The sequence below is a fragment of the Microbacterium sp. CH12i genome (assembly GCF_000685355.1).
Classification (GTDB): Bacteria; Actinomycetota; Actinomycetes; order Actinomycetales; family Microbacteriaceae; genus Microbacterium.
On record NZ_JHET01000010.1, the window covers coordinates 169,372 to 181,216 of the forward strand.

General features: G+C 64.3%; 10 protein-coding genes and 2 pseudogenes. 6 read left to right on the forward strand and 6 right to left on the reverse strand.

Features of this window, described 5'->3' with window-relative positions:
* The first annotated feature begins 61 nt into the window (after positions 1–61).
* The 3 genes from DC31_RS12910 (at position 62) to DC31_RS12920 (ending at position 3,274) form a co-directional block, all read left to right on the forward strand.
* Entirely contained in the window at positions 62–1,432 is a 1,371-nt protein-coding gene (locus tag DC31_RS12910; RefSeq protein WP_235201541.1) for a TrkH family potassium uptake protein, read from the forward strand.
* Positions 1,425–2,096 (forward strand): potassium channel family protein, encoded by a 672-nt coding sequence (locus DC31_RS12915; RefSeq protein ID WP_036280720.1) that lies wholly within the window; start codon positions 1,425–1,427, stop codon positions 2,094–2,096. The genes DC31_RS12910 and DC31_RS12915 overlap by 8 nt, the downstream gene beginning before the upstream one ends.
* A 101-nt stretch (positions 2,097–2,197) precedes the next feature.
* Positions 2,198–3,274, forward strand: a complete 1,077-nt coding sequence (locus tag DC31_RS12920) for an alpha/beta hydrolase (protein ID WP_036280722.1) — start codon at positions 2,198–2,200, stop codon at positions 3,272–3,274.
* A 33-nt stretch (positions 3,275–3,307) separates the two neighbouring features.
* On the opposite strand, the pseudogene proC reads toward DC31_RS12920, so the two are convergent.
* A pseudogene (gene proC / locus DC31_RS12925) lies at positions 3,308–4,148 on the reverse strand (pyrroline-5-carboxylate reductase).
* A gap of 78 nt (positions 4,149–4,226) precedes the next feature.
* Between proC and DC31_RS12930 the strand changes: the two are divergent.
* Positions 4,227–5,198 carry a cation diffusion facilitator family transporter gene (locus tag DC31_RS12930; protein ID WP_036280724.1) on the forward strand — a complete coding sequence of 324 codons (972 nt, stop codon included), beginning with the start codon at positions 4,227–4,229 and terminating at the stop codon, positions 5,196–5,198.
* Positions 5,199–5,214: 16 nt separating this feature from the next.
* Here DC31_RS12930 and tadA read toward each other — a convergent pair whose 3' ends face one another.
* Complete coding sequence (tadA, locus tag DC31_RS12935) at positions 5,215–5,670, reverse strand: tRNA adenosine(34) deaminase TadA (protein ID WP_036280726.1); 456 nt, start codon at positions 5,668–5,670, stop codon at positions 5,215–5,217.
* 75 nt (positions 5,671–5,745) lie between these two features.
* Here tadA and upp point away from each other — a divergent pair.
* Positions 5,746–6,377 (forward strand): annotated as a pseudogene (gene upp / locus DC31_RS12940) (uracil phosphoribosyltransferase).
* Between the two features lie 22 nt (positions 6,378–6,399).
* On the opposite strand, the gene DC31_RS20335 reads toward upp, so the two are convergent.
* From DC31_RS20335 to nadE, 4 genes are all read right to left on the reverse strand, one after another.
* On the reverse strand, positions 6,400–7,869 hold the full coding sequence (locus DC31_RS20335) for a DEAD/DEAH box helicase (protein ID WP_327036871.1): 1,470 nt from the start codon (positions 7,867–7,869) through the stop codon (positions 6,400–6,402).
* Entirely contained in the window at positions 7,866–9,143 is a 1,278-nt protein-coding gene (locus DC31_RS20340) for a TM0106 family RecB-like putative nuclease (protein ID WP_327036872.1), read from the reverse strand. Before DC31_RS20340 ends, DC31_RS20335 begins: the two co-directional genes overlap by 4 nt.
* Entirely contained in the window at positions 9,143–9,883 is a 741-nt protein-coding gene (locus DC31_RS20345) for a hypothetical protein (RefSeq protein ID WP_327036873.1), read from the reverse strand. The genes DC31_RS20340 and DC31_RS20345 overlap by 1 nt, the downstream gene beginning before the upstream one ends.
* Positions 9,884–9,961: 78 nt before the next feature.
* The gene (gene nadE / locus DC31_RS12950) at positions 9,962–10,780 is read right to left on the reverse strand and encodes an ammonia-dependent NAD(+) synthetase (RefSeq protein WP_036280728.1); all 819 of its coding nucleotides are present in this window, start codon (positions 10,778–10,780) and stop codon (positions 9,962–9,964) included.
* 111 nt (positions 10,781–10,891) lie between these two features.
* On the opposite strand from nadE, the gene DC31_RS12955 reads away from it, so the two are divergent.
* Positions 10,892–11,845 carry an aldo/keto reductase gene (locus DC31_RS12955; RefSeq protein ID WP_036280730.1) on the forward strand — a complete coding sequence of 318 codons (954 nt, stop codon included), beginning with the start codon at positions 10,892–10,894 and terminating at the stop codon, positions 11,843–11,845.

An 11,845-nucleotide genomic window follows, 5' to 3' on the forward strand; every position in this document is an offset into this window, starting at 1 on the left:
CGTGTCGAGCATCGGATCGTCCTTTTCCTCGGGCAGCAAAGCACGCGACGTCTGGCGCACTATTCGCCACATTGTCACCTCCTCACCGTCGCGCTTCGCGATTCTCATCTTCGCCTCGCTGATTCTGCTGTTCACCGCACTGTTCTCGCTGCCGATCGCGTCAGCATCCGGCACCATCACTCCGATCAGCGATGCACTTTTCACTGCAGTGTCGACGATTTGCGTCACCGGGCTCGCCACCGTCGATATGTCAGCGCACTGGTCCCCATTCGGGCATGTCCTCACCTTTTTGGGCGTGAACATCGGCGGCATGGGCGTGCTGACGCTGGCATCGGTCCTCGGCCTCGTTATCTCGAAGAAGCTCGGCCTGCGCGCCAAGCTACTCGCCGCCGGTGACAGCAATCCGCTGCGCGCACACGGCGGTGTGGTCAACGAGGGTCAGACCGTACGACTCGGCGAGGTTGGTCAGCTACTGAAGACAGTGGCGATGTCGCTGCTGTTGATCGAGGGAATCGTCGCGGTGCTGCTGTACCCAGGACTCGTGATGGCCGGCATCCCGCCGCTCGCCGCTCTCTGGGAGGCCCCCTATTATTCGGCGATGTCGTTCACGAACACGGGCTTCACCCCGAACGCTGGCGGCATCGGCGAGTTCGCAGATGACTATTTCGTCCTGACTCTGCTGATGATCAGCATGTTTCTCGGCAGCATCGGCTTCCCGGTGATCTACACGCTCGCGAAACACCATTTCCACGTGAAGCGCTGGTCACTGCACTCCAAGCTCACTCTGATCACCACAGCGATCTTGTTCGTTGCCGGGGCGGTCGCATTCATCGCCTTGGAGTTCAACAATCCGCGAACTTTCGGATCGATGGATGCTGGCGACACCACGTTCCAGGCCTTCTTCCTGTCTGCGATGACCCGGTCGGGCGGCTTTAGCGTGATCGATATCGACAGCCTCAACGGCTCGTCGAAGCTGGTGATCTCGATGCTCATGTTCGTCGGTGGCGGTTCAGCATCCACCGCTGGCGGTATCAAGGTGACGACGCTGGCTGTGCTCGCCATCGCGGTCTGGTCCGAGGCGCGCGGGCGCCAGTCGGTCGAGGCTTTCGGCCGCCGGATCCCCAGCGACGTCCAGCGCGTCGCCCTCAGCGTCGTGGCGTGGGGCGCGACCATCGTTGCCCTCGCCACCATCATCATCACCCAGATCACAAAGGCCCCCACCGAGGATGTCCTTTTCGATGTGATCTCTGCTTTCGGCACGGTCGGACTCAGCACCGGACTCACCGAAGCGCTGCCGGATTCTGCCAAGTACGTCATGGCCGCCACCATCTTCATGGGGCGCATTGGTACAGTGACTCTCGCCGCGGCGATCGCCGCGACATCGCGTTCGCAGCTCTACTCGCTGCCCGTGGAAAGGCCGATCGTTGGTTGAAGTCCTCCGGGGCGACGCCCCTGTCCTCGTGATCGGACTCGGTCGCTTCGGCGCCGCCTGTGCCGGCGAGCTCGACCGGCTCCACCGCGACGTGCTCGCGATGGACGAGAGCCTTGAGCTGGTGCAGAAGTGGTCGGACCGCGTCACGCACACCGTGCAGGGCGATGCCCGCAACATCGACGCGCTGCGTCAGATCGGGGCGCAAGACTTCCAGGTGGCTGTGGTTGCGGTGGGCTCGCTCATCGAAGCATCCGTTCTGATCACTGCGAATCTCGTCGATCTCAAGGTGCCGCAGATCTGGGCGAAGGCCGTTTCGCAGTCACACGGCAAGATCCTCGCTCGTGTCGGCGCGAACCACGTCATCTACCCAGAGCGCGAAGCCGGCGAGCGCGTCGCGCACCTCGTCAGTGGGCGGATGCTGGACTTCATCCGCTTCGATGATGACTTCGTGCTAGCCAAGATGTACCCGCCGAAGTTCATCCGCGGAGTCGGCTTGAACGAGTCGGGCGTGCGCTCGAAGTACAAGGTCACTGTCGTCGGCGTGAAGAGCCCGGGCAAGCCGTTCCGCTACGCCGAGGCCGATACGGTTGTAACGAACCACGACCTCATCATCGTCTCGGGAACCAACAGCGACATCGAACGCTTCGCCGCGCTGGACCGCTAATTCTGCGCGGAACCTGAAAGATGGTTCACATATTCCGATAGTGCCGCTAGAGTCAAGCAAGACGCGGCATCGGCGCCGGGTCTGTGCACAAAGGACCGGACATGGCGCGCATTCAAGATCTGCTTCTCGACGGCATCACCGCACGCGTGATCGATACGACACGACTGCGAGTGAACATCCTCGAACGCGCGACGGATGGCAGCGCCACTCCCCCGGAGCGAACCGTCGTCTTCGTGCACGGCAACGTATCGTCTGCGCTGTTCTGGCAGCCGGCAATGCTCGACCTTCCCGCTGACGTTCGCGCGATCGCGATCGACCTGCGCGGCTTCGGTGACAGCGAATCGTTGCCGGTGGATGCCACACGCGGCCTCAGCGACTTCAGCGATGATGTGCACGCGACACTGCAAGCGCTAGACATCACCAGCGCACATCTCGTCGGATGGTCGATGGGCGGCGGCGTCGTGATGCAGTACGCGCTTGACTACCCCGCGCTCAGTCTCACCCTGCAGGCACCCGTCTCACCGTATGGTTTCGGCGGCACGCGCCGTGACGGGTCTCGCCTGGCGGACGACGATGCCGGATGTGGCGGAGGAGGCGCAAACCCCGACTTCATCGAACGGATGCGCTCAGGCGATACGTCGACGGACGCACAGACGTCACCACGAAACGTCTTCCGCTCCAGCTACGTCGCCCCCGGCTACACGAGCGAACACGAGGACATCTGGGTCGCCTCGATGAACACCACCTCGACGGCACCGGGCAACTACCCCGGCGACAGTGTCGTGACCGCGAACTGGCCCGGCTTTGGCGCCGGCGATACCGGGGTGCTGAACACCATGGCCCCAAAGCACTTCAACGTCTCGCGCATCGTCGAGCTCGCCGCGAAACCGCCCATCCTGTGGGTGCACGGCACGGCCGATGCGATCGTGTCTGATGCATCGTTCTTCGACCTCAACCACCTCGGCGCGGTCGGCGCCATTCCCGGTTGGCCGGGGGCAGATGTCGCACCAGCGCAGCAGATGGTGTCGCAGACCCGTGACGTGCTCGATGCATACGCCGCAGCGGGCGGCGCGGTCACCGAACTGACCTGGGAAGGCGTCGGACACTCACCGCATCTTGAGCAGCCCGCCGAGTTCCGCGCGGCGCTGCTCGAGCGGATTGGGTACTCCGCGGGCTGAACCGGTGCCGCGTTCGCAAGAAACCTGCGTGCGTCAGGCTCCCGAGGCGAGCTCGCGCGAGCGGGCGAGCGCGGCATCCGTCGCTTTGGCGAAGATCTGGTCGAGGTGGGCGTCTTGCAGCACGGCGATCGCGCGCTCGGTGGTGCCTTCGGGCTGGTCACGCGGCGGCGGAGCTCTGCCGGATCGTCACCGGATGCTTCAAGGAGCGCCGTCGCGCCGATGAACGTCTGCTCGACCATCAGCTTGGCGTCTTCCTCACTGAACCCCTTGCCAACAGCGGCCTTTGAAAGCTCTTCCATGAGCAGGAACACATAAGCCGGGCCTGAGCCGGAGATCGTACCCAAGGCATCGATCATCTCTTCTTCTGATACCTCGACGACAACCCCAACGAGCTCGAAAAGGCGACGCACGATCGAGAGGTCTTCGGCGGATGCCGCGGCGCCAGCGGCAAGACCGGTGACGGCCTTGCCCACGGTCGCGGGAGTATTCGGCATCGAACGAATGACCCTGACGCCGGCACCGAGCACCTCGGCGAAAGTGCCGAGCGTCACGCCAGCGGCAAGGCTCACGACGATGGCATCAGGGCGCAGCACCGGGGCGATCTCGCGGAGCAGGTCGGGGACCATAGCCGCTTCACGCCGACAAGGATGATGCGGGCAGCGGCTGCGGCATCCGTATTGCCGGTCGGCAGCTCGTCCAAGGCGATCGCGGTCACACCAGCGAGGCCGGCGAGGGCCGCCGCCTTCTCTGCGGTGCGATTCGTAGCGACGATGCCGCCATCGACATCGACTCCCGAGGCGACGACGCCTCGCAGAATGGCGCCTCCCATGGAACCGGCACCGAGAAACGCGAGGGAAGGAAGTGATTCAGCCATGCGGCCATCCTATTCGCGGCATCCGACAGCGCCGAGGGTCTCCCACGCATCCACAATCAGCCGAAGTAGACTCGCGGCATGAGTGAATCCGGTGGCAACAAGGCGATTGTCGCGGCGTTCCTGGCGAACCTGGGCATCGCGATTGCGAAGTTTGTAGCGTGGGCCCTCTCGGGGTCGGCGTCGATGCTTGCGGAGGCGATCCACTCGGTCGCCGACTCGTGCAACCAGTTGCTGCTCATGCTCGGCGGACGCAAATCGAAGCGCTCAGCCGACCGCGAGCACCCATTCGGCTACGGACGCGAGCGGTACGTCTATGCATTCGTCGTCTCCATCATCCTGTTCTCGGTCGGTGGACTGTTCGCGATCTACGAGGGCATTGACAAGCTGACCCACCCGCACGCACTCGATCCGGTGTGGTGGTGGCTGCCGATCGTCGTGCTCGTCATCGCGATTGGCCTGGAGTCGTTCTCGCTGCGCACCGCCGTAAAAGAGAGCAACCTCGTGCGTGAGCCCGGGCAGTCGTGGGTGTCGTTCGTGCGACGCTCGAAGGCACCCGAGCTGCCGGTCGTGCTGTTGGAAGACGTCGGTGCACTTATCGGACTCGCGTTCGCGCTGCTCGGTGTCGGACTCACCGTGATCACCGGCAACAGCGTCTTCGATGCGCTCGGCACTCTCGCCATCGGCGTGCTGCTCGTACTGATCGCCGTCATCCTTGGTATTGAAACGAAGAGTCTGCTCGTCGGCGAGGGCGCGAATCAAGCCGATCTCGACCTGATCGAAGATGCCATCGCAGGCTGCCCGGACGTTGAGAAGCTCATCCACCTGAAGACGCTCTACCTGGGCCCGGATGAGCTGCTCGTCGCCGCGAAGATCGCCCTGAAGTCCGACAAGACGGTTCGCGAGGCCGCCGACGACATCAACCACATCGAGAAGCAGATTCGGGATGCTGTCCCCATCGCACGCATGATCTACATCGAGCCTGACATCTACCGTCCAGCGATCGATCCGACGCCTCCGACCGACGCGTTCGTGTTCAAGTCCGCCGACTAGCGGGGTTCAGTTCGCGTCAGCGGCGCTGTTCGAAGAACTCGCGCAGCAGTGCGGTCGCGGCATCCTCGGCGACACCACCGATGACCTCGGCACGGTACGGCAGCCGTCGATCGCGCAGCACGTCGTACATCGAACCGGCCGCGCCCGCCTTGTCATCCCAGGCGCCGAACACGAGCCGTCCGATCCGCGCCTGCAGAATCGCTCCGGCACACATCACACACGGCTCGAGAGTGACGACGAGGGTATGAGTCTCAAGATTCCATGAACCCACGGATGCCGCGGCCTGCCGCAGTGCGACGATCTCGGCATGCCCGGTGGGATCGTGCGTCTCCTCACGGATGTTGCGGCCCTCACCGATGATCTGGCCCTCGGAGTCGAGCACAACGGCGCCGACGGGAATCTCCCCCGCGGCCGCAGCCTCTGCGGCGAGCTCAAGCGCGCGCCGCATCGCGCGCTCGTCAAGGTCGGTCATGCGTCGAGCTTAGTTCTCAGGCCTGTTCAGGCTCGTGGGTCGTGGCGAAGACGCGCGGCGCATTACCCTGTAGTCATGCGTGTTCACGTCGCCGACCATCCTCTCGTCACTCACAAGCTCTCGGTGTTGCGCGATGTGCGCACCCCGTCGCCTGTCTTCCGGCAGCTGACGGAGGAGCTGGTGACACTGCTCGCCTATGAGGCGACGCGGAATGTCCGCGTTTCTCCGATCGAGATCACCACCCGGTCACGAAGACCATGGGTGTGAAGATCTCCGAGCCGCGCCCGATTGTCGTGCCGATCCTGCGGGCAGGCCTCGGGATGCTGGAGGGGCTCGTGAAGCTTCTCCCCACCGCCGAGGTTGGTTTCCTTGGAATGGTGCGTGACGAGACGACGTTCAAGCCGACCACTTACACCGAGCGCCTTCCGGATGATCTCAGCGATCGCCAGTGCTTCGCTATCGATCCGATGCTCGCGACCGGTGGATCGCTCGGCGCTGCGATCCAGTTCTTGTTCGACCGGGGCGCGAAGGATGTCACCGCGATCTGCCTGCTGGGTACCCCGGAAGGCCTTGCTGCGATCGAAAAAATCGTCGGCGACCGCGATGTAACCATCGTCTTGGGTGCGCTCGATGAGCGCCTCAATGAGAAGGGTTACATCGTTCCCGGGCTCGGCGATGCCGGCGACCGGTTGTACGGCACCGTCTGACGCAGCGTCTGGATCATTCGCGCTAGCCGGCCGGATCAGTCGTGGTCGGCACCGACCAGTCGGGCGAAGGCGCTGAGGCGCGCGACGCTTCGTGAGTGCGGGGCAGGTCGTTCAGCAGGGCCGGCGAGTGGATCAGGTATGCCGCCACTTGAGCGCGCGAGATCGCGACGTTGAGTCGGTTCTGCAGCAGCAGGAACTCTGGTCCGCGTGGCGCGTCACGCCCGCTGGATGCCGCCAACGTCGTGATCGAGACGACTGCTTCTTTGCCCTGGAAGTTGTCGACCGTTCCGACCGGCACACCTGGCAGCCCGGCCGCGGCAAGCGTGTCGATGACCAGCTGCTTTTGCGCGTTGTAGGGCGCGACAACGATGAAGTCCGACTCCACAAGTGGCCGGGTCGCGGCGGCTGGGTCCATGTCGGTGAACTCTCTTCCGAGAAATTCTCGAACGATGCGCACAACCTCTGCGGCTTCCTCAACGGACTGCGTCGCGTTGCCGCGGTGCCTGATCGGAACGATGTGCACGCCCGCCTCGACGCCAGCGATCGATCGTCGCTCAGTACCGGGAGCCGAAGCCAGCTGACCGGCATACGACAGCCGCGAAACCGGAGCCGCGATAGCCGGATGCATCCGCCAACTGCGGTCGAGGAAGTATCCGAACTCGGCGCGAACAACGGCGTCGCCGCGCATCACCCACCCGAGCGCAGAGGTATCGACCGGCTCGGGGTGTGCGCCCTGGCTGACCTGCGGCAGCTGCTGCGGGTCCCCCAAGAGCAGCAGCCGCTGAGCTGCGGCCGCGACGGCGATCGTAGAGGCGAGCGAGAACTGGCCTGCTTCGTCGATGACGAGCAGATCGAGCCCCTGTCGTTCGACACGGCCGGTGTTGCTGAAGTCCCAGGCTGTGCCCCCGACCACCACGCCTTGGCCGGCGCGCTCGGCGAGGAACGCGGACATGCCCGCTTTCGGGATCACCGTGTATTTCGGGTCGCTGTTTTTGTCTTTGGGCGCCTTTGCCACTTGGCCGGGCGGCACGCCGTCGACGACGATGCGGTCGAGCAGCGTCTCGATGATCGCGTGCGATTGAGCAACGACGCCCACGCGGAAGCCGTGCTCGTTCACGAGCCGAGCGATCACCCTCGAGCCGGTATATGTCTTCCCCGTGCCGGGAGGGCCTTGAACTGCGACATAGCTGTTGTCGAGGTCGAGGATGCCGCGGACGATGGCATCGATCACGTCGTCGTTGGAGGCCGGTAGCGGAGCGCCCGAACGGGTACGCGGAGGAATACGGCGCAGGATATCTGTGGCGGCATCTACAGGGAACGACGGGGCTGCGGCATGTACGGCGTCCGCCCACTCATCGATCGCGCCCTGCAAGGAGACGACCCGTGGTGGCGCCGCCGGCGTGAGCGCGAGAGGGAATTCGTCCCAGGTCTGCCCACCGACCGCGGTCTCGGCGATCACGTACCCGTCGTCAAGCACCTCCGTGACCGTCACGGTTCGCGGAACATGTACCGCCCGCGACGGCGCCTCGACGCGAAAGGCGCCGGGAACGGATACAGCGCGAACGGATTCGCGCCCTCACCCAGTGTCGTTCCCGGTGAGATCTCGCCGCGGATCTCAATTTCTCTCGAGGAGACGCGACGCCCCTCTTCAACGCTCCAGTCACGCCGGAGCACGCTCTGCGTGGAATCTACCCGCACGACGTCGCGGGTCTGATCCCACATCGACACCGGCTCACGAAGTCGCTGGAAATGCCCGACCCAGAAGCTCTTCGCCTCACGCGGGTAGTAGTCGATCGCGGCTGCGGCGACGCGGTGCACTTCGCCGTCGCCGCCAGCCTCAACATCGCGCTCTGCATCGGCGAGGAGCGCGACCGAACGGTGCGAAGGCTCGTAAATCAGCTCTTCGGACTCATCTGGCGGCGCCGGGTCGACGCCCTTCTCCTTGGCGATCTCGATCAGCCAGTTGCGCAGGCGCCGGGTGGAGACGCAGTCAAAGCGGTTGTAGTCGGCAAGGTCGTCGAGCACAGTTTGAGCCTCGGTAGTCGCGCCGCCGTCGGCGAGTTCGCGTGCGGCGACGTATTGCACGATTGAATCGTCGCCCTTCTGCACGTCGCTGGTGCGCACATCTTCGCCCATGTACAGCGGCTCGAGCTTCTTGATCGAATACGACCGCGACCCCACTCGAACGGTACGCAGCACCAACGGGTACAGGTCGACGAACACCCCCTCGCGCAGAAGCTTGTCGACCTCACCTTCGCGAATGCCGTAGCGCGCTGCCATCGCGACGAGATGCGATGTCTCATAAGGCGCGTAATGGTAAATATGCATGTCGGGATGAGCGGCCCGACGGGCATTCACGAAGTCGAGGAACTGCTCGAGCGCACGCTTCTCGTCTGCGAAGTTGTGCGCCCACAATGGCGTGTACTGATCTTCGTTGTCGACCCAGCCGAAGAGGTAGTCGATCCCCCACTGTGCGTGGCCGTCTGCCGCTGGCTCGGTGTAGAGCGGGTCGCCTTCGAAGTCGAAGAAGATGTCGCCGCGGCTCGGCCGAGGAAGAGTGTGGATCGCCGCCGCGTGATAAACGTCGAACGTTGGCTCGTCGTCGGCATCGGCGCGCAACTGTAACCGTGCCTGCGCGCGGAGAGACTCGAACGTGTCGGTATTCATGCCGTGCGGGGCATCTTCGGCAGCGGCGAGATCATCGATCGTCTCAATGCCGGCCGCGCGCAGGCGAGCACGCTGCACGGGACGCATGCGTGCGACCATCAGCAGGTCACGGGATGCGTCGACCTGCTCGGTGCACGTCGCGCATCGGCCGCACGCGGTGATGTCGAGGTCACCCCGATCGTCGCCCCACGCCAGCGGCGCCCCGGCTGCACCGTCTTGAACCCGCCGATCCGTGATGACGGTGCGCAGGCGGCGCGCCGAACGTGAAACAGGGGCAGAAGATCGTCTACCGCGTGCGTGCTGATCGTGCCATCGCCGAGAATGAGGTCGACTTCATCGGACCGAGGGATCCCCAGACCATCGAGCTGATCGACGTATGCCGCCAGCTGCATAAGCGCCGTCACCCGCGCCGTGCGGGCGAGTTTGGAATCTTGTACGCGCCAGCGACCATCGTCTTCACGCAGCAGAAAGTCTGCAAAGCCGACGAACTCTTCGGTGGAGAATGCCGCCTGGAACACGACTCTGGCATCGGAGCGGAGCGCCGCAAGGCTCTCTTCTACGACCGCTGCGAGAGAGGATGCATCGGCAGACGAGACTTTCGAGACTTCATGCACGGCATCCGCCCCGAAGCGCTCGCGATACGACTCGAGCACCCGCACTTCATGCACGTCGCCGAGCTTGGCGGCGCGGGCAAGGGTGGCGTCTTCGGGCTCTTCAACCTTGGGGACGCGACCGAGCTTCGCGTCGATAGCGCGCGCCCAGGCGAACTCGCACTCGGCGGCCGCTTTCAGGTCGCTGGCGCTCCATATGACGCGCTGCGCCTGAGTGTCGATCCGCATGCTTCGAGAGTAGCCGGGGCGGCAGACATCGTCCGCGCGCTGAGGCGCTCGCGCACTTCGACAGGCTCAGCGAGCGCCTCAGCGCCACCAGGTGTCGTCGGGCGTCACCGGCAGGTGGCGCTTGTGCTGCGACGCGACATACTTGCCCTCGAGTCGCGCTGCAGCATCAGCATCCACCGGCTTGCCCTCAAGGTAGTCGTCGATCTGCTCGTAGGTGAGACCGAGCTCATCCTCATCGGCACGGCCGGGCTGCCCGTCGAGAAGGTCGGCGGTGGGCACCTTCATCCAGAGGCGATCCGGTGCGTCCAGCTCGCGCAGCAGCTGCTTGCCCTGCCGTTTGGTGAGGCCGGCGAGCGGCAGGATATCGGCTGCCCCGTCGCCGAATTTTGTATAGAAGCCAGTGACCGCCTCGGCAGCGTGATCGGTGCCGATCACCAGGTGGCCGTCGTGCCCGGCGAGCGCGTACTGCGTGACCATGCGGATCCGTGCCTTGATATTGCCGCGGTTGAAGTCTGAGATATCGGCGCCAGCGGCCTGTTCGATATCTTTCTCCACCCCGTCAACGCCGTGCTCTATGTTCACCTCAACGGTGCGGTCAGCGGCGATAAATGCAAGAGCAGCGACGGCGTCATCCGCGTCATGTTGCACCTTGTAGGGCAACCGCACACCGATGAACGATGCCTCCGCACCGGAGTCGCGAACCCGCTCGACGGCCAGCTGCGCGAGGCGTCCGGCGAGCGTGGAATCCTGCCCGCCAGAGATACCCAGCACATAGCCCTTGGCGCCAGTCCGAGCAAGGTAGTCGACGAGGAACTGCACTCGTCGCTCGATCTCGAGAGTGGGGTCGATCTCGGCCTGTACACCGAGCGTCTGCGCGATCTCCTGCTGAAGGGTCATGCCTCCAGTATCGCCCCTGCATGTTACGAAGCGATGACGCAGAACGAGAGCGTGGGAATAGCCAGCCTCCGCCTCTGATTAACTTCAGGGACGACGAAAGTGAGACCCCACATGACCCTTCTCGGCCGCAGCGACCTCGATGTCCGCCCACTTGCCCTCGGTGGCAACGTCTTTGGATGGACCGCCGATCGTGATGCCTCCTTCCAGATCCTCGATGCATTTGTGGCAGGCGGAGGCAATTTCATTGACACCGCTGACTCTTACAGCGCCTGGGTGCCCGGAAACAGCGGCGGCGAGAGTGAGACGATCATTGGCGAGTGGCTCGCATCGCGCAAACCACACGGGCTGCTCGTTGCTACCAAGGTCAGTCAGCATCCGGAATTCAAAGGACTGTCCGCGAAGAACATCCGACGTGCTGCGGAGGCATCTTTGCAGCGGCTCGGCGCCGACACGATCGACCTCTATTACGCCCACTTCGACGACGCTGAGGCGCCGCTTGAAGAGACTGTCGCCGCGTTCGGGCAGCTCGTCGACGACGGCCTGATCCGCCACATCGCGGTGTCGAACTATTCGGCCGATCGCCTCCGCTCGTGGATCGCTCTTGCCGAGGATGCTGGCATCCCCCTCCCCGTCGCTGTGCAGCCGCACTACAACCTCGTGCACCGCAATGCCGTCGAGGAGAACATCATTCCGGTTGCCGAGGAGTTCGGAATCAGCCTCGTGCCTTACTCGGCATTGGCGAGCGGATTCCTTACCGGCAAGTATCGATCGACGGATGCCGCGGCCGTGGATTCGCCGCGCGCCGGCGGCGCCTCGAAGTACGCCACGCCGCAGGGCCTTCAGGTCATTGACGAGTTGGAGCGCATCGCCGGCGAGCACGATGCGTCGATCAGCTCCGTCGCCCTCGCGTGGCTGCGCGCTCAGCCGACGGTGGTGGCACCCATCGCCAGCGCATCGCGCGTGGCACAGGTGCCGGATCTGCTTGCGAGCATGACGCTCGAGCTCACCGCAGATGAGGTGCGCGCACTGGACAGCGTGTCGGAGTGGAGCCCTGCGAAGGTCTGA